This window comes from Kitasatospora aureofaciens (assembly GCF_001188955.3).
Lineage (GTDB): Bacteria > Actinomycetota > Actinomycetes > Streptomycetales > Streptomycetaceae > Kitasatospora > Kitasatospora aureofaciens.
Genome location: NZ_JPRF03000071.1, coordinates 1 through 22,317, shown reverse-complemented (window position 1 = coordinate 22,317; position 22,317 = coordinate 1). Strand labels below are relative to the sequence as shown.

The window sequence follows — 22,317 nt, the reverse complement described above, 5'->3', positions numbered from 1 at the left end:
GTTCGACTTGCATGTGTTAAGCACGCCGCCAGCGTTCGTCCTGAGCCAGGATCAAACTCTCCGTGAATGTTTACCCGTAATCGGGTCGACACCCGCGTTGAGCGGCACGGCAACCACCGGAATAGGGTGATCCCGCGCACTGCGTCCTCGCTAGTGTTTGTTTCAAAAGGAATCTCCAACCCCGATCAGACGATCGAGGCCGGGGATGTCAACATATCTGGCGTTGACTTTTGGCACGCTGTTGAGTTCTCAAGGAACGGACGCTTCCTTCGGACCGCCTTCCAGCGGGCCCTCCGGGCGCTTCGTTCGTGTTTCCAGCTTACCAGATGTTTTCCGCTCCGTTTACCGGGGCTTTCTGCATCCGAAATCTGGTGTTAACCGCCGACTCGCGGCGACTCGACCAACCATAGCGGCTCGGCCGTCGGAGTGCGAATCGGGGCGCGCGCCGGTTCACCCGGACGGCGCATGATTTGTTGCTCTCGCGAGCATATACAGCAATGGTCCCGATTCGCCAAGATGCCTGTAGAGTGCGGCGCATCGGCCAAGAGGACTAGACCAGTCGCGAGCCGATGTGACGCCGGTCGGCAGGCGGGCGGGGGCGTGGGTCTTCGCCCGAGAATGTCAGCAGATGTCCTAAGTTGACATGATTTAGGCTCAGATGATCGTGTGCCGCACCTCGCGGCCGCTCGCTGTATTGCGCACTTGGGAGGCACAACCATGACCACTGTGACGTCGCCGCTGACCGGCCAGCTCGTCGGGCTCGCCGGCGTGCCGGACCCGGTGTTCTCGGGCGCGATGGTCGGCCCGGGCACCGCGATCGACCCGGTTCGCGAGCCCACCGAGGCGGTCGCTCCGGTGGACGGCGTCGTGGTCTCCATGCACCCCCACGCCTTCGTCGTGGTGGACGCCGACGGGCACGGTGTGCTGACTCACCTCGGGATCGACACCGTTCAGCTGAACGGCGAGGGCTTCGAGCTGCTCGTCAACAAGGGCGACACGGTGACCCGCGGTCAGGCCGTGATCCGGTGGGACCCGGCCGCCGTCGAGGCCGCGGGCAAGTCGCCGATCTCGCCGATCGTGGCGCTCGAGGCCGCTACCGACTCGCTGGTCGACGTCCGCGAGAACGGCGACGTGCTGGCGGGCGACAAGCTGTTCAGCTGGAGCTGACCCCTCAACCACAGACACACCCGCCCCGCAGGAGTTGACGGGGCGACCCGGCACTCAGCGGTTCCCGGCGGAACCGCCCCTCTCAGCGGAGATACAGGTACATGGAGAAGACACTGCGCGGCGTGGGTGTCAGCCACGGGGTCGCGATCGGCCAGGTGCGGCACATGGGCACGGCGGTACTGGAGCCCCCGACCACCCAGATCCCGACCGAGGACGCCCCGCGGGAGCAGGCGCGCGCCCAGGCCGCGGTCGAGGCGGTCGCCGCTGACCTGACCGCGCGCGGCAACCTGGCCGGCGGCGAGGCGCAGGCGGTGCTGGAGGCCCAGGCGCTGATGGCGCAGGACCCGGAGCTGATGGCCGACGTGTCCCGCCGGATCGCCGTCGGCAGCAGCGCCGAGCGCGGTGTGTACGACGCCTTCGCCGCCTACCGGGCGCTGCTGGCCTCCGCCGGGGAGTACCTGGCCGGGCGGGTCGCCGACCTGGACGACGTGCGCAACCGCATCGTGGCCCGGCTGCTGGGCGTGCCGATGCCGGGTGTGCCGGACAGTGACGAGCCGTACGTGCTGTTCGCGCGGGACCTGGCGCCGGCCGACACCGCGCTGCTGGACCCGACGCTGGTGCTCGGCTTCGTGACCGAGGAGGGCGGGCCGACCAGCCACAGCGCCATCCTGGCACGGGCGCTGGGCGTGCCGGCCGTGGTCGCGCTGCCGGGGGCGACGGACGTCGCCGAGGGCACCGTCGTCGCCGTGGACGGCAGCTCGGGCGATGTCCTGCTCGGCCCCTCGCAGGAGAAGCAGGAGGAGCTGCGGGCGGTCGCCGCCGAGCGCAAGGCCGCGCTGGCCGCCTCCTCCGGTCCGGGCCAGACCTCGGACGGGCACCGGGTGCCGTTGCTGGCCAACGTCGGTGGCCCGGCGGACGTGCCGGCCGCGCTGGAGAACGGTGCGGAGGGCGTGGGCCTGTTCCGTACCGAGTTCCTCTTCCTGGACGACTCGGCGCAGGCTCCGAGCGAGGAGAAGCAGGTCGAGGCGTACCGCAAGGTGCTGGAGGCGTTCCCGGAGGGTCGGGTCGTGGTCCGGGTACTGGACGCGGGCGCGGACAAGCCGCTGGACTTCCTGACCCCGGTCGACGAGCCGAACCCGGCGCTGGGCGTGCGCGGTCTGCGCACCCTGCTCGAGCACCCCGAGGTGCTCGCCACCCAGCTGCGGGCGCTGGCCCGGGCCGCCGCGGGCCTGCCGGTGCACCTCGAGGTGATGGCCCCGATGGTGGCCGACCGCAAGGACGCCGGGGACTTCGCGGCCGCCTGCCGCAAGGCCGGGCTGCAGGCCAAGTTCGGCGCCATGGTGGAGATCCCGTCGGCCGCGCTGCGGGCCCGGGCGATCCTGCAGGAGGTCGAGTTCCTGTCGCTGGGCACCAACGACCTGGCGCAGTACACCTTCGCGGCCGACCGTCAGGTCGGTGCGCTGGCCCGGCTGCAGGACCCGTGGCAGCCGGCGCTGCTGGACCTGATCGCCTCGGCCGCCGAGGCGGCGCAGGTGACCGGCAAGAGCTGCGGTGTCTGCGGTGAGGCGGCCTCGGACCCGCTGCTGGCCGTGGTGCTGGCCGGTCTGGGCGTCACCAGCCTCTCCATGGGCTCGGCCTCGATCCCGTACGTGCGGAGCATGCTGGCCAAGTACACGCTGGCGCAGTGCCGTCGGGCGGCCGAGGCGGCCCGGGCCGCGGACAGTGCCGACGAGGCGCGGGCCGCGGCGCAGCAGGTGCTCTCCGGCGAGTAGGACGTGACAAGGCGTAGGAGTAGCGGAAGGGGCGCCCCCACCCATGGCGGTGGGGGCGCCCCTTCGGCGTTGCGCGGGGAGGGTCAGCTGCCGGTCAGGCCTGGCGGTCGACCCGGAGCTGCTCGAAGAAGCGCAGGTGGTCGAGGTTGTCGACGGAGCCGGGGTTGACGGCCTGCTCCAGCGGGGTGCCGGAGAGGATGCGCTTGACCGGGACCTCGATGCGCTTGCCGGTGAGGGTGTGCGGCAGGCCGCGGACGGCGATCACCTCGTCGGGGACGTGGCGCGGGGAGAGTTCGGTGCGCAGCGAGGTGCGGATGCGGCCGATGAGGTCCTGGTCGAGTTCGGCGCCGGGGGCGAGGACGACGAACAGCGGCATCCAGTAGCCGCCGTCGGGCTCCTCCAGGCCGATGACCAGGGATTCGGCGATCTCGGGGAGTCGCTCGACCACCTCGTAGATGTCCGAGGAGCCCATCCGCACGCCCTGGCGGTTGAGGGTGGAGTCGGAGCGGCCGTGGATGACGACGGTGCCGCGGGAGGTGACGGTGATCCAGTCGCCGTGGCGCCAGATGCCGGGGTAGGTGTCGAAGTAGCTGTCGTGGTACCGGGTGCCCTCGGGGTCGTTCCAGAAGCCGGTGGGCATGGACGGGATGGGCTTGGTGACGACGAGTTCGCCGACGGTGTCGGTGTGCGGGTGGCCCTGGACGTCCCAGGACTCGACGGCGGCGCCGAGGCAGGGGGCCTGGATCTCGCCGAGGTGCACCGGCAGGGTGGGGACGCCGCCCACGAAGCAGGAGCAGACGTCGGTGCCGCCGCTGACCGAGGCGAGCCAGACGTCCTGCTTGACCTCGTCGTAGATCCAGCGGAAGCCGTCGGGCGGGAGCGGGGAGCCGGTGGTGCCGATGCAGCGGACCGCGGAGAGGTCGAGGTCGCGGCCGGGGTGCAGTTCGGCCTTGCGGCTGGCGATGACATAGGCGGCGGAGGTGCCGAGGACGGTGGCGCGGGTGCGGGCGGCGACCGACCACAGGGCTCCGGTGTCCGGGTGGCCGGGGCTGCCGTCGTAGGTGACGATCGTGGCTCCGACGAGGAGGCCGGCCAGCAGGAAGTTCCACATCATCCAGCCGGTGGAGGTGTACCAGAGGAAGCGGTCCTGGGGGCCGAGGTCGAGGTGGAGGCCGGCCTGCTTGAGGTGTTCGAGCAGGATGCCGCCCTGGCTCTGGACGATGGCCTTGGGCAGGCCGGTGGTGCCGGAGGAGTAGAGGACCCAGAGCGGGTGGTCGAAGGGGACGGGCTCGAAGACCGGGGTCGCGTCGTCGGCGACGAGGTCGTCCCACTGGAGGGCGCCCTCGGGGGCGGGGGCGCCGAGCAGCGGGACGTGCACGACGGTGTGCAGACTGGGGAGTTCGCGGCGCAGCTCGGCGACGACCTCGGTGCGGTCGTGGTCCTTGCCGCCGTAGTGGTAGCCGTCGATGGCGAACAGGACGGCGGGTTCGATCTGCTGGAGGCGGTCGAGGACGCTGCGGGCGCCGAAGTCGGGGGCGCAGCTGGTCCAGATGGCGCCGACGGCGGCGGTGGCGAGGAGGGCGACGGCGGCCTGCGGAATGTTGGGAAGGTAGGCGCTGACCCGGTCGCCGGGGCCGATGCCGCGGGCGCGCAGGGCGGCGGCGAGCGAGCCGACCTGGCGGCGGAGTTCGGACCAGGTCAGGGCGGCCGGCTGCTCGGTGGTCTCGTCGAGGTGGAGGATCGCCGGGCGGTCGGCGTTCGCCGGGTCGTCGGCGGCGCGAAGGGCGTGCTCGGCGTAGTTGAGGCGGGCGCCGGGGAACCAGCGGGCGCCGGGCATGGCCGGGTCGGCGAGGACTGCCTCGGGGGCCTCGGTGAAGCGGACGTCGAACCACTGGGTGACGGCCGTCCAGAAGCGGTCGAGGTCGGCGGTGGACCAGGCGTGCAGGTCGGCGTAGCGCTGGGCGGCCTGCTGGTCGTCGGCGGCCGGGGCCAGCGGGGCGGCCGGGGCGCCGTGGTGTTCGGCTGCCCAGGCCTGGAAGGCCACCAGGCTGGTGGCAGCTGCGCGAGCGGGGTTGGGGCGCCAGAGCGGCTGGTCCTGGGGTGGGGTGCTCACGGTGGTGGTCTCCCGGCCGTTGGTGGGGACGGGTGAGCTCGTGGCCAACCCGTCCGGTTGGGCTGTCGGTGCAGACCATGCCATGTGAGCGCCCGCTGCGCCAGGGTTGGCCGGTGGCTTCGCCGCTGCTCAGCTCGGGTCGAACTCGCCGCCGAACCAGCGGCGCAGGATGCCGTTGTGGAAGTCCCACACGAGCGGGGTGTCGGCGGTGGCGAGGAGCCAGCCCTCGGTCTCGTCGGTGGGGCGCGAGGGCGGGAGTTCGGCGAGCGGCCGGGCGGGGAGGAGTCCGCAGAGCATCACGAAGCGGCCGTTGGGGTCGGAGGCCATGTGGATCAGGCGGATGTCGGCGGCGTCGGCCAGGATGCCGGTCTCCTCGGCGAGTTCGCGTACGCAGGCCTGCTGCCAGCTCTCGCCGTAGTCCATGTAGCCGCCGGGGAAGGCGAGTTGGCCGTAACCGGGCTCGATGGTGCGGCGGATGACGACCAGGGCGGGGTCCGCGTCGGGCCGGGTGACGGGCAGGACGGTGACCGCGACGGGCAGCGGGTTGCGGTAGCTGATCTCGGCGCAGCCGGGGCAGGTACGCGGCCAGGCCTGGGTGCCGGGCGGGTACGGGGTGCCGCAGAAGTGGCAGTGGGAGAACGGCCGGTGGATCGCTTGCATCGCTTCGTCGGTGGTCATGGCCGGATGGTAGTCCTCCCTCTCAGTGGGCCCGCTCTGCGGCCGGGGCCCTCCCGGTGGATCCGGGCCCGGCGGGTTCGGGCCCGGCGGGTTCGGTCCCGGCGGGCTCCTCGCGGCCGGGGCGCAGGAGGGCGGGGTGGAGGAGGCGGGCGTCGCCGGCGTGGTAGGTGCGGGCACGGGGCCCGCCTCGGGCGCCGCCGCGCTCGGTGGTGGTGCCGGTGCTCTCGACGAAGCCGGGGACGGAGAGCACCTTGCGGTGGAAGTTGCCGGGGTGGAGCTTCTCGTCCCAGACGGCCTCGTAGACGGCGCGAAGGTCGGGGATGGTGAAGTCGTAGGGCAGGAAGGCGGTGGCGAGCGGACTGTACTCCAGCTTGGCGCGCACCCGGTCGAGCCCGTCGGCGACGATCCGGGCGTGGTCGAAGGCCAGCGGGATCGGGCGGGGTGTGCTCCGGCTGGGACCGGTGTGCCCGTCGACGCCACCCCCGTGGGTGTCGACGGGCACACCGGTGGCTCGGGCGCGGTCGGTGGACCGCGGGGCCAGGTCGAGGTCGGCGACCGGGTGCCAGGCGGCGGCCGCCGCGTCCGTCCCGGCCTGCGGGTCGGGCAGGTCGGGGGCGAAGGCCAGGTAGGCGACGGAGACGACGTGCATCCGCGGGTCCCGCTCGGGGGCTCCGTAGGTGCCGAGCTGTTCCAGGTGCAGGCGGCAGAGGGCGGCCTCGGCCTCGGAGGCGCCCTGCAGGCCCGTCTCCTCGGCGAGCTCGCGGGCGGCGGCCTCGTCCAGCCCCTCCTCCCCCGCCCGCAGGAAGCCGCCGGGCAGCGCCCAGCAGCCCTGGAACGGCGGGGCACCGCGTTCGACCAGCAGCACGTGCAGGCGGCCGGCCCGCAGCGTGAGGGCGACGACGTCGACGGTGACGGCGATCGGGGCGTAGGCGCGCGGGTCGTACGCGGCGAGCCATTCCTGCTCGGCCGTGGGCCCGGCGGCGGGCTGGGGGGACGGTTCGTCCACTGCCATCGCCGGCTCCTCTCCGCGCCCGCCGGGGCACCTGTTGCGTCGTTCTCGGAATGAGCACAACGTAACGACTTCGTTCCCCGGCGGCAAACGGTTTTCCGGGTCCGCGGGGGCCTCCGGCTTCTAGGCTGTGACCAGGAACGACCGTGCCGAGGAGACTGCCATGCCCACTGCTCCCCCGCCGGACTTCGCCGCGGCGCTGGCGGCCGGTCCGCTCGTGCTGGACGGCGGGATGTCCAACCAGCTGGCGGCCGCGGGGCACGACCTGTCGGACGCCCTGTGGTCGGCGCGGCTGCTCGCGGACGACCCGGAGGCCGTGGTCGCGGCGCACCGGGCGTACTTCGCGGCCGGGGCCGAGGTCGCCATCACGGCGAGCTACCAGGCGAGCTTCGAGGGCTTCGCCCGGCGCGGAGTGGGTCATGCGGCGGCCGCGCGGCTGTTGGCGAGCAGCGTGGAGCTGGCCCGGGAGGCGGTGCGGGCCGAGCCGGGCGGGCGGCGTCGCTGGGTGGCGGCGTCGGTGGGCCCGTACGGGGCGGTGCTGGCGGACGGTTCGGAGTACCGGGGCCGGTACGGGCTGAGCCACGCGGAACTGGTGGCCTTCCACCGGCCGCGGCTGGAGGTGCTGGCGGTGGCCCGGCCGGACGTGCTGGCGCTGGAGACGGTCCCGGACGCGGACGAGGCGCGGGCGCTGCTGGAGCTGGTGCGCGGGATCGGCGTGCCGGCCTGGCTGTCCTACAGCGTGGCGGACGGCCGGACCAGGGCCGGGCAGCCGCTGGCGGAGGCGTTCGCGCTGGCCGCGGAGGTGGACGAGGTGCTGGCGGTGGGCGTCAACTGCTGCACGCCGAGGGACGCGGACCTGGCGGTGGCGGTGGCCGCCGAGGTGACCGGGAAGCCGGTGGTGGTGTACCCGAACAGCGGGGAGCGGTGGGACGCGGACCGCCGGGACTGGCGCGGGGAGCCGACCTTCCGCTCGGCCCGGGTGGGCGGCTGGCTGGCGGACGGCGCCCGGCTGGTCGGCGGCTGCTGCCGGATCGGTACGGACGGGATCGCCGCGCTGGCGGCCGAGGTGGCGGTGCGGCGCGGCGTGCTCAGCGGTGTGGACGGGTAGCTCCGGCCGAGGGGCGCGGAAACCGAAGGCGCGGGAACCGGGGGCGGGGAAGCCGAGGGCGCAGAAGGTTAACACCCGGCCGAGACCGGGTTACCGAGGGGGAAGGTGCACGGACGGACGGCGGCCTGGCAGACTCGTCCCGTCACCACTGCGGTCGACAATGTCGACCGCCTGTCAGCGCGGAGGTACCCCATGCCCGGCCCGATCCAGTCGCTCTCCCGGGCCGCCGCGATCATGCGCCTGCTGGCCGGCGGTGAGCGCCGCCTGGGCCTTTCCGAGGTGGCGACCGCCCTGGACCTGGCCAAGGGCACCGCGCACGGCATCCTGCGCACGCTGCAGCAGGAGGGGTTCGTCGAACAGGACCCGGAGAGCGGCAAGTACCAGCTGGGCGCCGAGCTGTTGCGGCTCGGGCAGAGCTACCTGGACGTGCACGAGCTGCGGGCGCGGGCGCTGGTGTGGGCGGACGACCTGGCCAGGGCGGCCGGCGAGACCGTGTACCTGGGTGTGCTGCACCAGCAGGGCGTGCTGATCGTGCACCACGTCTTCCGGCCCGACGACACCCGGCAGGTGCTGGAGGTCGGTTCGATGCAGCCGCTGCACAGCACCGCGATCGGCAAGGTGCTGGTGGCCTACGACCCGGTCGCGCGGGGCGAGTTGGGTGACGGGCCGTACGAGTCGTACACCCTGCGGACGTTGACCGGGGCGGGCGAGCTGGACGCCGAGTGCGCGCTGATCCGGGAGCGCGGCTGGGCCGACTCGGTCGAGGAGACCTGGGAGGGCGTGGCCTCGATCGCCGCGCTGATCCAGGACCGCCGGCGCAACCCGGTGGGCGCGGTGTGCATCAACGGCCCGGTGGAACGGGTCTGCGAGGACGGCTTCGTGAAGCCCTCGCTGGTGGCCTCGGTGCGCAGCGCGGCGCGGGCGATCTCCCGCGACCTGGGCGCCGGGCGGTTCTGAGCACGGCGGTCGATTCGTCACGCTGAGGCGCGGACAGGCGGTGAGCCTGTCCGCGCCTTGGCGTTTTGTCCCAGTTCGGGGCGCTCCGCTGGGTAACTTCGGAGGGTCGACCGAGGGAAGGGTCACAGCTGCGTAACCCCGCCTTGACGCGGAGCCGACCTGGGGAGGAAGCTTCCGCATGACGGTCGACATTGTCGAACGATGGCCGGGAAGATCACTCCCACAGCGCGCTCACCCGCACAGGGTTCCACCGGCCACCTGCCCCCACCCGCACCTCCGGGCATTGACAAGGGAGTCTTTGTGTCCGCGTTCTCCAACGGCGACGTCTTCGTCGGCGAAACCCTCGGCACCGCCGCCCTGATACTCCTCGGCGGTGGCGTCTGCGCCGCCGTGACCCTCAAGAAGTCGAAGGCCATGAACGCCGGTTGGCTGGCGATCACCTTCGGCTGGGGCTTCGCGGTCCTGATCGCCGCCTACATGACCGGCGCCAAGTCCGGCGCCCACCTCAACCCGGCCGTCACCATCGCGCTCGCGGTCAAGAGCGGCGACTGGAGCCAGGTGCCGCTCTACATCGGCTCCCAGCTGCTCGGCGCGATCATCGGCGCCGTGCTGGTCTGGCTCACCTACCTCGGCCAGTTCCAGGCCAACAAGGAACCCACCCTCGGCATCTTCTCGACCGGGCCCGAGATCCGGAACCCGATCCAGAACGTGATCACCGAGGTCATCGGCACCTTCGTGCTCTGCATGGCGATCCTGACCCTCGGCACCACCAAGGGCCTGGACAGCAGCGGCATGGGCACCCTGATCGTCGCCCTCACCGTCGTCGGCATCGGCCTCTCGCTCGGCGGCCCGACCGGCTACGCCATCAACCCGGCCCGTGACCTCGGCCCGCGCATCGTGCACGCGCTGCTGCCGATCCCGAACAAGGGCAGCTCCGACTGGTCCTACGCCTGGGTCCCGGTCGTCGGGCCGATCCTGGGCGGACTGGCGGCCGGCGGCGTCTACAACGCCCTCTTCTAAAGGACCCCCGGCAAGGGCACAGTCGAACCCGCCGAGCACGGGGACTGACCGGACGGGCGTCCACCGAACGTCCGTGTCAGGCCCACCCACCCCGTAACCCCCGAACTTGAGCCGAGGACCCTCCACATGACCTCCACTGGCAACTACATCGCCGCGATCGACCAGGGCACCACCTCCAGCCGCTGCATCATCTTCGGCGCCGACGGCCGGATCGTCGCCGTCGACCAGCAGGAGCACCGGCAGATCTTCCCCCAGCCCGGCTACGTCGAGCACGACGCCGCCGAGATCTGGACCCGGGTGCAGTCGGTCGTCCGCGGCGCGCTGGAGAAGGCCGGCCTGACCAAGGACGACATCCGCGCGATCGGCATCACCAACCAGCGCGAGACCACCGTCCTGTGGGACAAGAACACCGGCGAGCCGGTGCACAACGCCCTGGTGTGGCAGGACACCCGCACCGAGGCGCTCTGCCGCGAGCTGGGCCGCAACGTCGGCCAGGACCGCTTCCGCCGCGAGACCGGCCTCCCGCTGGCCAGCTACTTCGCCGGCCCGAAGATCCGCTGGCTGCTGGACAACGTCGAGGGCCTGCGCGAGCGCGCCGAGGCCGGCGACATCCTGTTCGGCACCATGGACACCTGGGTGATCTGGAACCTCACCGGCGGTGTCGACGGCGGCAAGCACGTCACCGACGTGACCAACGCCAGCCGCACCATGCTGATGAACCTGAAGACCCTGGCCTGGGACGAGAGCATCGCCGAGTCGATGGGCGTGCCGATGGCCGTCCTGCCGGAGATCCGCTCCTCCGCCGAGGTGTACGGCGAGGCCGTCGGCGACCTGGCCGGTGTCCCGGTCGCGTCCGCGCTCGGCGACCAGCAGGCCGCGCTGTTCGGCCAGACCTGCTTCGCGGAGGGCGAGGCCAAGTCCACCTACGGCACCGGCACCTTCCTGCTGCTGAACACCGGCGAGAAGATCGTCAACTCGTACCACGGCCTGCTGACCACGGTCGGCTACCGGATCGGCGACCAGGCCCCGGTGTACGCGCTGGAGGGCTCGATCGCCGTCACCGGCTCGCTCGTCCAGTGGCTGCGCGACCAGCTCGGCATCATCTCCACCGCCGCCGAGATCGAGACCCTCGCCAACACCGTCGAGGACAACGGCGGCGCCTACTTCGTCCCGGCCTTCTCCGGCCTGTTCGCCCCGTACTGGCGCTCCGACGCCCGCGGTGTGATCGCCGGTCTGACCCGGTACGTCACCAAGGGCCACCTGGCCCGGGCCGTCCTGGAGGCCACCGCCTGGCAGACCCGCGAGGTCGTCGACGCCATGCAGAAGGACTCCGGGGTCGAGCTCACCGCCCTCAAGGTCGACGGCGGCATGACCAGCAACAACCTGCTCATGCAGAACATCGCCGACGTCCTGGACGCCCCGGTCGAGCGCCCGTACGTGGCCGAGACCACCGCCCTCGGCGCGGCCTACGCGGCCGGACTCGCCGTCGGCTTCTGGAACGACCTCGACACCCTGCGGGCCAACTGGCACCGCGCCGCCGAGTGGACCCCGCGCATGGACGAGGCCACCCGGGAGCGTGAGTACAAGAAGTGGCTCAAGGCCGTGGAGCGCACCATGGGCTGGGTGGAGGAGGAAGAGAACAACTGACCGACAAGCCGGTCGGGGCCCCTTGCCCCGACCGGCCGGTTCCGCTCAACCGGCCCGCCGCACCGGGCCGACCGGCCCCTCCCGCAGGGGCCGCACCGCACACGAGAGGAGTAACGGCGCCGCCCGACCAGCGCGCCGTACACAACCACCATGGCAACCATCCCGACCCTGGGCGCCGAGCGCACCGCCGGCCGCACCGCCTCCCGCGCCGAGACCCGTGAGCTGCTCGGCAAGGCCACCTACGACCTGCTGGTGATCGGGGGCGGCATCCTCGGCACGGCCGTCGCCTGGACCGCGTCCCAGGCCGGCCTGAAGGTCGCCATGGTCGACGCCGGCGACTTCGCCGGTGCCACCTCCAGCGCCTCCTCCAAGCTCGTCCACGGCGGTCTGCGCTACCTGCAGACCGGCGCGGTCAAGCTGGTCGCGGAGAACCACAAGGAGCGCCGCGCGCTCTCCACCGACGTGGCCCCGCACCTGGTCAACCCGCTGACCTTCTTCGTGCCGGTCTACAAGGGCGGCCCGCACGGCGCGGCCAAGCTCGGCGCCGGCGTGTTCCTGTACTCGGCGCTGTCCGCCTTCCGCGACGGCATGGGCCGGGTCTCCACCGCCGCCCACGCCGCCCAGCAGGTGCCCGCACTGCGTACCGAGGGCCTGCGCTCGGTGGCCGTCTACGGCGACCACCAGATGAACGACTCGCGCGTCGCGGTGATGACCGTGCGCGCCGCCGTCGACGCCGGCGCCGTGGTGCTCAACCACGCCGAGGTCACCGGCCTGCGCTTCACCGGCGGCCGGGTCACCGGCGCCGAGCTGCGCGACCGCCTGGACGGCAGCGAGTTCGGCGTGAACGCCCGCCTGGTGCTCAACGCCACCGGCCCGTGGGTGGACCACCTGCGCAAGATGGAGGACGCCGGCGCCGCGCCGTCGATCCGCCTCTCCAAGGGCGCCCACGTCGTCGTCAAGCGCCGCTCGCCGTGGCGCGCCGCGCTGACCATCCCGATCGACAAGTACCGCGTCTCCTTCGCCATCCCGTGGGAGGACCACGTCCTGCTCGGGACCACCGACGAGGAGTACACCGGCGACCCGAAGGACGTCCGGGCCACCGACGCCGACATCGACCAGATCATGGGCGAGGCCGCGCACGCGATCCGCGACGAGCACCTCGACCGCGACCTGATCACCTACTCCTTCGCCGGCCTGCGGGTGCTGCCCGGCGGCCCGGGCGACACCGCCGCCGCCAAGCGCGAGACCGTCGTCACCGAGGGCCGCGGCGGCATGCTGTCGGTCTCCGGCGGCAAGTGGACCACCTACCGGCACATCGGCCGCACCGTGCTGGAGAAGCTGGCCCACGTCCCCGGCACCAGCCTCGGCGAGGACATGTCCCCGATCGCCCCGACCGTCCCGCTGCCGGGCGTCGGCGCGCCGAACGCGGTGGCGCACCGCCTGCTGATCGACCGCGAGCCGGGCTCGCGGATGGAGCCGCTGGTGGCCAAGCACCTGGCCAGCCACTACGGCACGCTCTCCTTCGAGATCGCCCGCATGATCGACGAGAACCCGGAGCTCGGCCGGCCGATCCACGAGGACGGTCCGGACGTCTGGGCGCAGGTCGCCTACGCGGCCGAGAACGAGTGGGCGTACACCGCGGACGACGTGCTGCGGCGCCGCACCACCATGACGGTGCGCGGGCTGGACACCCCGGAGATCCGGGGCGAGGTCGAGGCCTTCCTGGCGAAGCGCTCCAAGTAACCGGCGTACGGCGGACGGGCGTTCGGGGTTCCCCCCGGACGCCCGTCCGGCGTTCCCGTCAGACCGGCGTACCGGCCTTGACCACGTACCGCAGGTGCTCCTCCGGGCGGGTCAGCACGGCGAGGTCGGCCAGCGGGTCGCCGTCCACCACCAGCAGGTCGGCGTGCGCGCCCGGGGCGAGGGTGCCGATCTCCCCCTCCATCCCGAGCAGGCGGGCCGCCGTGGTGGTCGCCGAGCGGAGCACGTCGGCGACCGGCTGGACCTGGGCGCGCAGGGTGAACTCCTCCAGCTGGGCCGGGTGCAGCGGGCCGAGCAGGTCGCTTCCGTAGACCAGGTTCACGCCCGCGCGGTGGGCGCGCTCCAGCGCCTCCAGGCCCCGGTCGCGGACCTCCGCGAGCTTGCCGACGGAGGCCGGCGGCAGGCCCGAGGCAGCGCCGAGCCGGGCCGTCTGCTCGTAGGCGACCAGGGTGGGGACCAGGAAGGCGTCCTTCTCCAGCAGCAGCGCGACCGTGGTGTCGTCCAGCAGGTTGCCGTGCTCGACGCAGCGCACCCCGGCCCGCAGGGCGCGGTCGATCGCCCGCGGGTGGTAGGCGTGCACGGTGACGTAGCGGTTGTGGTTCTCCGCCTCCTCGACGGCCGCCCGGATCTCCTCCTCGCTGTACTGGACGGCGGCGATCTCGTCGTGCGGGGAGGCGACGCCGCCGGACAGCAACACCTTGAGGTGCCGGGCGCCCTTGCGGAACTCGTCCCGAGCGGCGGCGCGCACCGCGTCCACGCCGTCGGCGATCCGGCCGAAGTTCGGGCGGGCCTCGCAGCAGGGCAGGGCGTCCTCGCCGAGCGGGCGCAGGTCGCCGTGGCCGCCCGTCTGGGAGAGCGCCTTGCCGCCGTGCAGCAGGCGCGGGCCGGGCACCAGGCCCTCGGCCAGGGCGCGGGCCATGCCGTGGTCGGCACCGCCGACGTCGCGCACGGTGGTGAAGCCGCGGCGCAGCATGCGCTCGGCCTCGGCGAGGGCGCGGACGGTGGCGTAGCCGGGCGTCCAGTTCGCGAAATCGCGCAGGTCGAGCGAGGTGACCAGCAGGTGGACGTGGGCGTCGATCAGGCCGGGCAGGACGGTGCCGCCCTGCGCGTCGACGACCCGGACGCCGTCGGTGGCGGCGGGCGGGCGGCCGGTGCCGGTGGCGGTGATCCGGCCGTCGGCGGCCTCCAGCCAGCCCGGATCGGTGCGGGTGCCGTCCTCGGGGTGGAGCAGATGGGCGTTGGTGATCAGCAGGCGGTTCATGCGCCCGCCTCGCTGCGCTCGGCGGGGGCGTTCACCCGTGCGCGCCTCCTGGTGGTTCGCTCGCTTCGCTCGCTCATGCGGTGGTCCCCTCCGGTTTCAGTACGGGCCGTATTGAATACGACCTGTACTGAATACACCATGTATCGTGCTCCTGTGAACCCACCCCCCACCGACCCCGCCGCTCCCCGGCCGCCCCGTCGTCGGATCCACACCCGGGCCCGGCTGCTCGCCTCGGCGAGCGAGCTGTTCCTCACCGCCGGCTTCGCGCGGACGAGCATCGAGGACGTCTGCGCCGCGGCCGGGTACACCCGCGGCGCCTTCTACTCGAACTTCGGCAGCAAGGAGGGCCTGCTGCTGGCGCTCTTCGACGACCGGGCCGCCGAGCGGATGGCCGAGCTGGAGCGGCTCGCCGCCGGCTGCGAGGGGTTGGCGCCACGGGAGCGGGCCCGGCTGCTGGTCGAGGCGCTGCTGCGGGTCGAGCCAGCGGAGACCGGGTGGATCCTGCTGTTCCTGGAGTTCCGGCTGGTCGCGGCCCGGTCGGCGGCACTGGCCGAGCAGGTCGCCGCGCACGACCGGACCCTGGCGCGGGCTGCGGCGGACGTCCTGGAACGGGCCCTGCCCGAGCTGGTGCCCGCGGGGGCGGACGCCCGTCAGGCGGCGGCGGTGATCCTGGCGGCACGCGAGGGACTGCTGGCCCGTACGGCGGCGGGCGGCGCGGTGGCCGAGGAACTGATGGCGGCGACGGCGGCGGTGCTTTCGGGCCTGTTGGTGCACTGACGCGAACGCCGGGGGGCGGCACCCGTACCCGTCCGGGTGCCGCCCCTGGGCGGCGGTGTGCGCGGGGCGCGCGCTAGACCAGCAGGCTCAGCGGCAGGATCAGGGCTATGGCGACGACCGAGATGATCGTCTCCATCACCGACCAGGACTTCAGCGTCTGGCCGACGCTCATCCCGAAGTACTCCTTCACCAGCCAGAAGCCGGCGTCGTTGACGTGCGAGAGGAACAGTGAACCGGCTCCGACCGCGAGCACCAGCAGGGCCGAGTGGGTCGAGGACATGTTCGCCGCGAGCGGGGAGACGATGCCGGCCGCGGTGATGGTGGCGACCGTCGCCGAACCGGTGGCCAGGCGGATCAGCACCGCGATCAGCCAGCCCAGCAGCAGCGCCGAGATGTGCCACTGGCCGGCCCAGTGGCTGACCATGTCGCCGACGCCCACGTCGATCAGGGTCTGCTTGAAGCCGCCGCCCGCGCCGACGATGAACACGATGCCCGCGATCGGGCCGAGCGCCTTGCCGACGGTGTCGGAGATCCGCGCCCTGTCGAAGCCGGCGGCCCTGCCGAGGGTCAGCATGCCGAGCAGCGTCGCCGCCAGCAGGGCGATCAGCGGGGAGCCGACGAAGTCGAGCACCCGCTGGACCATCGCCTTCGGGTCGTCGATCACGACGTCCGCCAGGGCCTTGCCGAGCATCAGCAGGACCGGCAGCAGGATGGTCGCCAGCACCGCGCCGAAGGACGGAGTGTGCTCGCGCTTGACCGGCTCCTCGGGGGTGACGGCGGTCGGGGACTCCAGCGGGCCGACCCAGCGCTCGGCCACCCGGGAGAACAGCGGACCGGCGATGACCAGGGTCGGGATCGCGACCAGCAGGCCCAGCGCCAGGGTGATGCCGAGATCGGCCTTCAGCGCGTCGATCGCGACCAGCGGGCCCGGGTGCGGGGGCACCAGGCCGTGCAGCACCGACAGGCCGGCCAGGGCCGGGATGCCGACCCGCATCAGCGGCACGTTGCCGCGCCGGGCGACCAGCAGCACGATCGGGATCAGCAGGACGACGCCGACCTCGAAGAACAGCGGCAGGCCGAGCAGGGCGGCGATCAGCGCCATCGCCCAGGGCAGCGCCTTGCTGCCGGTCCGGGCCAGCACGGTGTCCGCGATGATGTTGGCGCCGCCGGAGTCGGCGAGCAGCTTGCCGAGCATCGCGCCCAGGCCGATCAGCAGGCCGACGCTGGCCACGGTGGATCCGAAGCCCGTGGAGAAGCTGTTCAGCAGCTTGTCGAAGGGGGCGCCCGCGACGACGGCCAGCAGTCCGGAGCCGAGCGTGAGGGCGAGGAAGGGGTGCAGCTTCAGCCGGGTGATCAGCAGGATGATCGCACCGATGCTGAGCAGTACCGCGACCAGCAGCTGGGTGTTGTCGCTGGTGTGCGGCAGGGCCGGTGGGGCGGCCGCCAGCAGAGTAGTGGGGGCAATGCTCACGCGAGGTCTCCATTGACGGGCCGCAGCAGCGCCACGGCCATCTCGACGAGTTCTTCGGGGGACGGGCCCACGTCCAGCACGGCGCCGTTCTCGTCCGCACCCAGGGGCTCCAAAGTGGCGTACTGGGAGTCGAGCAGCGACGTCGGCATGAAGTGGCCGGTGCGGTGCGAGAGCCGGTCTCCGACCAGCTCGTGGCCACCGCTGAGGTGCAGGAAGAAAGCGTCCGGGGCGTCCGCGCGCAGGATGTCGCGGTAGCTGTGCTTCAACGCCGAGCAGGTGACCACGCCGCCGGTGCCTGCCTCGGTGTGCGCCTTGAGCCAGGCGCCGATGGCGCGCAGCCAGGGCTCACGGTCCTGGTCGTCCAGCGGGATGCCGGCGGACATCTTGGCGATGTTGGCCGGCGGGTGGAACTCGTCCGCCTCGGCGAAGGGGAGATCGAGGCGGTCGGCCAGGAGGCGGGCCAGCGTGGTCTTGCCGACACCGGAGACGCCCATCACCACGACGGTGCGGGGGGCGTCCGGGAGGGCGCGGTTCTCGACGTTGAGAGCCATGGGTGGTGCTCCTTCGTTGCAGGCCGCCACTATCGCTTCAAAGATATGACGTATTCAAGTGCCGGAAACCAAATCGTCATACTTTTACTTCCCCCGGGAGCGGGGGTGCAGGCGGGGTGGGGTCGGTGAGTGCGCGGGCGCGAGTGAGGCGGGGGCGGGGCGGGCGGAGCCGGGGGGCGTGGGCGGAGGGTGACGTGGGGATTCCGGCGCGTGGCGTCTACGCTGGGCGGATGGAGATCCAGGGGCTGCCCGGTCGGGTGCTTGACGAGCTCGGGCCGGCGATCGCGTCGGGGGAGATCCCCGAGGGCGCGGTGCTGCGCGGGGAGGAGCTGGAGCAGCGGTTCGGGGTGTCCCGGACGGTCGTCCGGGAGGCGGTGCGCGTCCTGGAAGGGATGCGCCTGGTGGCGTCCCGGCGGCGGGTCGGGATCACCGTCCAGCCGAAGTCGCTCTGGGACGTCTTCGACCCCATGGTGATCCGCTGGCGCCTGGCCGGCGCCGACCGGCCCGCCCAGCTACGCTCGCTCGGCTCGCTGCGGGTGGCCGTCGAACCGGCCGCGGCCGCACTCGCCGCCACCCACGCCACCGACGACGACCGGCGCGAACTCAGCTCGCTGGCCGTGGAGTTGACGGTCGCCGCGCGGGAGGCCGACCTCACCACCTTCCTCGGGCACGACATCGCCTTCCACGCGCTGGTGCTCCGCGCCTCCGGGAACGAGATGTTCGCCCACCTCGGGGACACCGTGGGAGCGGTACTCACCGGCCGGACCGAGTACCATCTGATGCCCCATCAGCCGGAACCGTACGCGATCAGGCTGCACCGGGAGGTCGCCGACGCGATCTGCGGGGGCGATGCCGCCCACGCGGAACGGGCGATGCGGACGATCGTCACGGGCGCCCTGGGCGAGCTCAACCTGCAGCTGGGCTGAGCTCCGGCCGCCGCCTGCCCCGGATCACACGGTTTGGCGGCAGTTCGGTGGATTCGGACGCATGGTCCGGGTTCGGCGGGGGCAGAGTGAGGCGAGGGGGCGCGTTTCGCGTGCGCCCGTTCCGTGTCCGCCACCGGATTCGCGCCTGGGGGTCTCCCGATGTCCCTGCCACGCCGCCGTCGCCGCCTGCCCGACGAGGTGCGCCACGCCGCGGTCCGGGCCGTGCTCTGCCTCGCCTTCACCCTGGTCGGCGTGGTGGTCGCCACCCTGGCCTCGTACGCGGGCAGCTGGTTGATGACGCCCGCGCTGCTGGCGATGGGGCTCGGGGTGTTCGGCACGATGTGGTGCCTGCTGGAGATCCTGATCTCCCGCCAGGTCGCCGCCCAGCGGATGCGCGGCCCGAACTCCGCGTACCCGATGGCGGGCAGTCGGGCCGCTCCCGAGCCGCTGGCCGCCCGGCCACTCCCCCGGCCCGTCGGCGCACCGCAACAGCCGTACCAGCAGCGCCAGTCGTACCGTCCCGGGCCGCCCCAGCGCGGAGTGCCGACGCGCTAGCCGCCCGGCTCCCACGGCCGCACGGGCGGCGGGGTCGACCGTCGGCGCGCTCCCCTAGAGTCGGGATCATGAAGTTCTTCCGTGCCAAGGAAAAGCCCCAGTACGACCCCGACCTCACCAACCTGACGGTCGACCAGGCTGAGCACCTGCGCCAGTTGGTGCGCCGGTACCACGCGGACATCGGCGTACAGGTGACGGTCTCCGGGCAGACCCTCCGGCGGGCCGAGGGCACCAACAACCTGTACAACCTCGCCGAGTTCTGCCGCCGCACCGATCCGAGTGACTGGCCCGGGATCGTCGCACGGCACTTCGGCTCCCTCACGGGCGCCGCCCGGACGGTGCCCGGCGGTGCCGACGAGACCCTGAGCCGCGTCTACCTCCGGCTCGTCGCCGACGACGCGTTCCCGGCCGAGATCGCCTCCGCGTTCAGCTACACCCGGCCGGTCGCGACCGGTCTGCTGGAGGCGCTCTCGGTCGACCTGCCCGACACCGTACGGACCTTGGACGACAAGGCCGTCGCCGAGGTCGGGCTGCAGCGGCTGCGGGCCGCCGGCCGGGCCAACCTGATCGCCGACCCGGTCGAGTACGACGTCCTCCAGGGCCCCACCGAGGGCTCGACCCTGTACGCCGTGCACGGCGACTCGATGTTCGTGGCCAGCAAGGCGCTGGTGCTGGACGACCTGGCCCGCGCGGTGACCGGGCGCGAACTCCCCGAGGAGGGCGCTCTGTTCGCCGCGCCCAGCCGGGAATACCTGTTCTTCCACCCGCTCGCCGAGGCCGGGGTCGCGGGCGCGGTCAACGATCTGGCGTCGATGGCGCTGCGCGTCCACCAGGAGAACCCGGGGCCGCTGTCGCCCCGGCTCTACTGGTGGCACAAGGGCGAGGTGACCAACCTGACGCGGATCGACGAGGCCGAGCGCTCGTTCTCCATCGAGCCGCCCGACGAACTCATGGCGGTCCTGCGCCGGTTGGCGGGGAGCTAATCGGTGACCACCCGGTAGTGGGTGGTGAGCCGGCCGCCGTCCAGGACGTGGAAGGCGAGCATCGGCGGGTGGTCGAAGAGGATGCCCTTCCCGCCCTCGCAGGGCAGCGTGATGGTGGAGACCACCCCCGGCGCGACCAGTACCGGCAAGCCCGCGAAGGTGGTCGCGGCGGACGTGTGGGCGTGGCCGCAGAGCAGCGCGGCCACCCGGGGGTGGCGGTGCAGCACCTGCGCCAGCCGTTCCTCGCCGAACTGGCGGATCCCGTCGACGAACGGGACGTGCAGTTCGACCGGCGGGTGGTGGAAGGCCACCAGAGCGGGCAACTCCTGGCGGCCGGAACCCAGTTGGGCGTCCAGCCAGTCCAGGGTGGCGTCGTCCAGCAGGCCGTCGTGCTGGTCGGGTATCGAGGAGTCGAGCATCAGCACGTCGGTGCCGGGCAGTTGGTGCAGCCGGTTGACCGGGTCGGTCGTGGGCTCCTCGCCGAGCAGCACCTGCCGGTACGGCGCCCGGCTGTCGTGGTTGCCGGGGCAGGTGAGCACCGGATGCCGCGAGGCCAGCACCTCGGCGGCCTGCCGGTACTCCTCGGGCAGGCCGTGGTCGGCGAGGTCGCCGGTGACCAGCACCGCGTCCAGCGGGCCGGGCAGGGCGTCCAGGTAGGCCATCACCTGCTCGGCCCGCCGCCGGGCCCGCTTGCCCGCGTCCCGGCGGTGGACCTGGCCGAGGTGGATGTCACTGAGGTGCGCGATCGTCAGCATGTGATCACGCTAGTGACTTCACGTCTGCGCGGGAACCTCCGCGGGGCGCTTGAACATCCGGGTGGCGGTGATCTCGCCGTGGATGGTCGGGCCGTCCGGGTCCTGCGGGGCGGGCAGGCCGGGGCGCAGGTGCTCCTCCACCGAGATGTACTTGAGGCCGGCCCGCAGGTCGGCGTCGTTGCGCAGCCGGATCACCAGTGGGAACTCGGCGAGCGCGGTGGTGTCGAACAGGCCGGTGGTGTAGATGAGCTGGACGCCGAGGGCGTCCGCCACCGCGCGCTGGAGTTCCAGCAGGTAGGTGGCGTTGGCGCGGCCGATCGGGTTGTCGAGGAACAGTGTGCCCGCGTGCCGCAGTTGGGACTGGCCGCGGTCGTTGGCGCGCAGCGCGGCCATCGTGCAGTAGAGCGCGATGGCCGCGGTGAGCAGCTGGCCGCCGGAGAAGACGTCGGACATCTGGCCGACGCCGACCCGCTCGGCGCGCAGCACCGCGTCCGGCTTGAGGATCTCGACGCTGACGCCCTTGGGTCCGATCGCGGCGGCGACGCCGCGCAGCAGCAGGGACATGCCGTCGCGGCGCAGGTCGCTGTTCTTCCGGACGGCGGCGCGGGTGGCCTCGTCGATGACCTCGCCGAGGCGTTCGACCAGGGTGGCGGGGTCCGGGTCCTCGAAGCGGATCCGCAGGAACTCCTGGCCGGACCACTCCCCCAGGCCCTCGGGCAGCCGGGACAGCCGCTGGGCGGCGCGCAGGGTGGTGAGCGAGGACTCGACCAGGCCGCGCAGCCGGTCGACGATCGAGCCGCGGTTGCGCTCCAGCTGGGCGAGCTCGTCGGTGAGCACCCGCAGCCGGGGCGCGAAGGCGGCGGCCCAGGCGGCGGCGTGCTCGGGCAGCGCGGAGGCGGGCAGTTCGCGGATCTGCTGGCGGGCCGGGGTGCGGACGGCCTCGTAGCGGGCGGCGTTGGCATGCCGGACCAGCGCGTCGGAGGCGTCACGGACGGCGAGTTCGGCGGAGGACAGCTCGCCGGCGGCCGTCCGCAGGGCGCGGCGGGCGTCGGTGCAGGCGTTGCGGGCCTCGGGCAGCGAGCCGAGGTAGGGCTCGACCGGCTGGCCGTCCTCCTCCTGCTGCTCGCGCAGGCCGTCGCGCAGCTGGCCGGCCAGCTCGTCGAAGTCGGCGGCGGCGGACTGGGCGGTGTCGAAGGTGCGCTGGAGGTCGGCGTGCGCGGTGCGGGCGGCGTCCACGGCCTCCCGGCACTCGGCGAGCCGGCTGGTGGCGGTGCGCAGCAGGGTCTGGGCGTGCTCGGGGTCGGTGGGGACGAGTTCCTCGGGCAGCTCGGTGTGCGCCTCGCCGTCGGCGGGGGCGGAGCGCTCGGCCTCGCCGCGCAGGCGGCCGAGCTGCTCGCTGGCGGTGGCGGAGCGGGCCTCGATGGTGGCGACCAGTTCCTCGGCGCGGGCGGCGGCGGCCTGGCGGGCCGGGCCGTCGGCGCCGTCGGGGCTGCCGAGGAGTTCCTCGGCGCGGGTGCGGACCTTGTTCGTGAGGCGGTCGAGTTCGGCCGCGGCGGCGGCCTCGTCGCCCTCGGCGCGGGCCTGTTCGGCGCGCAGGTCGGCGCCGACGCCGACCTTCTCGTACAGCTGGGAGGCGGACCGGTAGGCCTCGCGCAGGGCGGGCAGCGCGGCGGGGGCGATCTGCTCGGCGGGCTCGTCGGTCTGCTCGGCGGCGGGGATCTCGGCGCGTTCGGCGCGCAGGGCGCGTACCGTGCGGCGGGCGTCGTCGGCGGCGCGCTGGGCGGCCCGGCGGTCCTCGTCGCAGGT

18 protein-coding genes, 1 rRNA gene and 1 pseudogene are annotated in these 22,317 nt (G+C 72.9%); 11 read left to right on the top strand and 9 right to left on the bottom strand.

Annotation, left to right across the window (positions count from 1 at the left end):
* A 16S ribosomal RNA gene (locus HS99_RS35145) occupies positions 1-67 on the bottom strand; the annotation flags it as partial.
* Between the two features lie 650 nt (positions 68-717).
* Between HS99_RS35145 and HS99_RS35140 the strand changes: the two genes are divergently transcribed.
* Positions 718-1,167 carry a PTS sugar transporter subunit IIA gene (locus HS99_RS35140; RefSeq protein ID WP_030290883.1) on the top strand — a complete coding sequence of 150 codons (450 nt, stop codon included), beginning with the start codon at positions 718-720 and terminating at the stop codon, positions 1,165-1,167.
* Between the two features lie 101 nt (positions 1,168-1,268).
* Complete coding sequence (gene ptsP / locus HS99_RS35135) at positions 1,269-2,939, top strand: phosphoenolpyruvate--protein phosphotransferase (protein ID WP_030290885.1); 1,671 nt, start codon at positions 1,269-1,271, stop codon at positions 2,937-2,939.
* Between the two features lie 94 nt (positions 2,940-3,033).
* Here the strand turns inward: ptsP and HS99_RS35130 are convergent, their stop codons facing one another.
* Genes HS99_RS35130 through HS99_RS41910 form a run of 3 tightly spaced genes read right to left on the bottom strand, consistent with a single transcriptional unit; the run spans position 3,034 to position 6,742 of the window.
* Positions 3,034-5,136 carry an acetoacetate--CoA ligase gene (locus tag HS99_RS35130; protein ID WP_078939091.1) on the bottom strand — a complete coding sequence of 701 codons (2,103 nt, stop codon included), beginning with the start codon at positions 5,134-5,136 and terminating at the stop codon, positions 3,034-3,036.
* A gap of 45 nt (positions 5,137-5,181) precedes the next feature.
* Positions 5,182-5,730 carry an NUDIX domain-containing protein gene (locus HS99_RS35125; RefSeq protein ID WP_046387345.1) on the bottom strand — a complete coding sequence of 183 codons (549 nt, stop codon included), beginning with the start codon at positions 5,728-5,730 and terminating at the stop codon, positions 5,182-5,184.
* Between the two features lie 22 nt (positions 5,731-5,752).
* The gene (locus tag HS99_RS41910) at positions 5,753-6,742 is read right to left on the bottom strand and encodes an NUDIX hydrolase (RefSeq protein ID WP_078867770.1); all 990 of its coding nucleotides are present in this window, start codon (positions 6,740-6,742) and stop codon (positions 5,753-5,755) included.
* 160 nt (positions 6,743-6,902) lie between these two features.
* Here HS99_RS41910 and mmuM point away from each other — a divergent pair, with 160 nt between their 5' ends.
* From mmuM to HS99_RS35095, 5 genes are all read left to right on the top strand, one after another.
* Positions 6,903-7,847, top strand: a complete 945-nt coding sequence (gene mmuM, locus HS99_RS35115) for a homocysteine S-methyltransferase (RefSeq protein WP_046387346.1) — start codon at positions 6,903-6,905, stop codon at positions 7,845-7,847.
* Between the two features lie 192 nt (positions 7,848-8,039).
* Positions 8,040-8,804, top strand: coding sequence for an IclR family transcriptional regulator (locus tag HS99_RS35110; protein ID WP_030290891.1), 765 nt, complete (start codon positions 8,040-8,042; stop codon positions 8,802-8,804).
* 300 nt (positions 8,805-9,104) lie between these two features.
* Complete coding sequence (locus tag HS99_RS35105) at positions 9,105-9,824, top strand: MIP/aquaporin family protein (protein ID WP_030554151.1); 720 nt, start codon at positions 9,105-9,107, stop codon at positions 9,822-9,824.
* Positions 9,825-9,950: 126 nt separating this feature from the next.
* Complete coding sequence (gene glpK, locus HS99_RS35100) at positions 9,951-11,471, top strand: glycerol kinase GlpK (RefSeq protein ID WP_030290895.1); 1,521 nt, start codon at positions 9,951-9,953, stop codon at positions 11,469-11,471.
* 150 nt (positions 11,472-11,621) lie between these two features.
* On the top strand, positions 11,622-13,214 hold the full coding sequence (locus HS99_RS35095) for a glycerol-3-phosphate dehydrogenase/oxidase (RefSeq protein WP_030290897.1): 1,593 nt from the start codon (positions 11,622-11,624) through the stop codon (positions 13,212-13,214).
* A 58-nt stretch (positions 13,215-13,272) separates the two neighbouring features.
* Here HS99_RS35095 and HS99_RS35090 read toward each other — a convergent pair whose 3' ends face one another.
* On the bottom strand, positions 13,273-14,493 hold the full coding sequence (locus tag HS99_RS35090; RefSeq protein ID WP_030554149.1) for a metal-dependent hydrolase family protein: 1,221 nt from the start codon (positions 14,491-14,493) through the stop codon (positions 13,273-13,275).
* Between the two features lie 153 nt (positions 14,494-14,646).
* Between HS99_RS35090 and HS99_RS44325 the strand changes: the two genes are divergently transcribed.
* Positions 14,647-15,270 (top strand): TetR/AcrR family transcriptional regulator, encoded by a 624-nt coding sequence (locus HS99_RS44325; protein WP_050366416.1) that lies wholly within the window; start codon positions 14,647-14,649, stop codon positions 15,268-15,270.
* A 73-nt stretch (positions 15,271-15,343) separates the two neighbouring features.
* Here HS99_RS44325 and HS99_RS35080 read toward each other — a convergent pair whose 3' ends face one another.
* On the bottom strand, positions 15,344-16,741 hold the full coding sequence (locus HS99_RS35080; protein ID WP_232543262.1) for a GntP family permease: 1,398 nt from the start codon (positions 16,739-16,741) through the stop codon (positions 15,344-15,346).
* Entirely contained in the window at positions 16,738-17,292 is a 555-nt protein-coding gene (locus HS99_RS35075) for a gluconokinase (RefSeq protein ID WP_046386646.1), read from the bottom strand. Before HS99_RS35075 ends, HS99_RS35080 begins: the two co-directional genes overlap by 4 nt.
* A gap of 230 nt (positions 17,293-17,522) precedes the next feature.
* Between HS99_RS35075 and HS99_RS35070 the strand changes: the two genes are divergently transcribed.
* The 3 genes from HS99_RS35070 (at position 17,523) to HS99_RS35060 (ending at position 19,756) form a co-directional block, all read left to right on the top strand.
* On the top strand, positions 17,523-18,218 hold the full coding sequence (locus HS99_RS35070) for a FadR/GntR family transcriptional regulator (protein ID WP_030288655.1): 696 nt from the start codon (positions 17,523-17,525) through the stop codon (positions 18,216-18,218).
* 159 nt (positions 18,219-18,377) lie between these two features.
* Entirely contained in the window at positions 18,378-18,773 is a 396-nt protein-coding gene (locus HS99_RS42925) for a hypothetical protein (RefSeq protein ID WP_050366417.1), read from the top strand.
* 68 nt (positions 18,774-18,841) lie between these two features.
* A complete protein-coding gene (locus HS99_RS35060; protein WP_050366418.1) occupies positions 18,842-19,756 on the top strand; it encodes a hypothetical protein in 915 nt (304 codons plus the stop codon).
* Here the strand turns inward: HS99_RS35060 and HS99_RS35055 are convergent.
* Together HS99_RS35055 and HS99_RS35050 are read right to left on the bottom strand one after the other, a co-directional pair.
* Entirely contained in the window at positions 19,753-20,511 is a 759-nt protein-coding gene (locus tag HS99_RS35055) for a metallophosphoesterase (protein ID WP_030288651.1), read from the bottom strand. The two genes, HS99_RS35060 and HS99_RS35055, sit on opposite strands and share 4 nt — an antisense overlap.
* 18 nt (positions 20,512-20,529) lie before the next feature.
* Positions 20,530-22,317: pseudogene (locus tag HS99_RS35050) on the bottom strand (hypothetical protein); the annotation flags it as partial.

What these genes read in the sequence shown, in the direction of transcription:
- HS99_RS35140 (WP_030290883.1), top strand. Translation starts at nt 718, where the DNA reads ATGACCACTGTGACGTCGCCGCTGACCGGCCAGCTCGTCGGGCTCGCC.
- ptsP (WP_030290885.1), top strand. Translation starts at nt 1,269, where the DNA reads ATGGAGAAGACACTGCGCGGCGTGGGTGTCAGCCACGGGGTCGCGATC.
- HS99_RS35130 (WP_078939091.1), bottom strand. Translation starts at nt 5,136, where the DNA reads ATGGCATGGTCTGCACCGACAGCCCAACCGGACGGGTTGGCCACGAGC.
- HS99_RS35125 (WP_046387345.1), bottom strand. Translation starts at nt 5,730, where the DNA reads ATGACCACCGACGAAGCGATGCAAGCGATCCACCGGCCGTTCTCCCAC.
- HS99_RS41910 (WP_078867770.1), bottom strand. Translation starts at nt 6,742, where the DNA reads ATGGCAGTGGACGAACCGTCCCCCCAGCCCGCCGCCGGGCCCACGGCC.
- mmuM (WP_046387346.1), top strand. Translation starts at nt 6,903, where the DNA reads ATGCCCACTGCTCCCCCGCCGGACTTCGCCGCGGCGCTGGCGGCCGGT.
- HS99_RS35110 (WP_030290891.1), top strand. Translation starts at nt 8,040, where the DNA reads ATGCCCGGCCCGATCCAGTCGCTCTCCCGGGCCGCCGCGATCATGCGC.
- glpK (WP_030290895.1), top strand. Translation starts at nt 9,951, where the DNA reads ATGACCTCCACTGGCAACTACATCGCCGCGATCGACCAGGGCACCACC.
- HS99_RS35095 (WP_030290897.1), top strand. Translation starts at nt 11,622, where the DNA reads ATGGCAACCATCCCGACCCTGGGCGCCGAGCGCACCGCCGGCCGCACC.
- HS99_RS35090 (WP_030554149.1), bottom strand. Translation starts at nt 14,493, where the DNA reads ATGAACCGCCTGCTGATCACCAACGCCCATCTGCTCCACCCCGAGGAC.
- HS99_RS35075 (WP_046386646.1), bottom strand. Translation starts at nt 17,292, where the DNA reads ATGGCTCTCAACGTCGAGAACCGCGCCCTCCCGGACGCCCCCCGCACC.
- HS99_RS35070 (WP_030288655.1), top strand. Translation starts at nt 17,523, where the DNA reads ATGGAGATCCAGGGGCTGCCCGGTCGGGTGCTTGACGAGCTCGGGCCG.
- HS99_RS42925 (WP_050366417.1), top strand. Translation starts at nt 18,378, where the DNA reads ATGTCCCTGCCACGCCGCCGTCGCCGCCTGCCCGACGAGGTGCGCCAC.
- HS99_RS35060 (WP_050366418.1), top strand. Translation starts at nt 18,842, where the DNA reads ATGAAGTTCTTCCGTGCCAAGGAAAAGCCCCAGTACGACCCCGACCTC.
- HS99_RS35055 (WP_030288651.1), bottom strand. Translation starts at nt 20,511, where the DNA reads ATGCTGACGATCGCGCACCTCAGTGACATCCACCTCGGCCAGGTCCAC.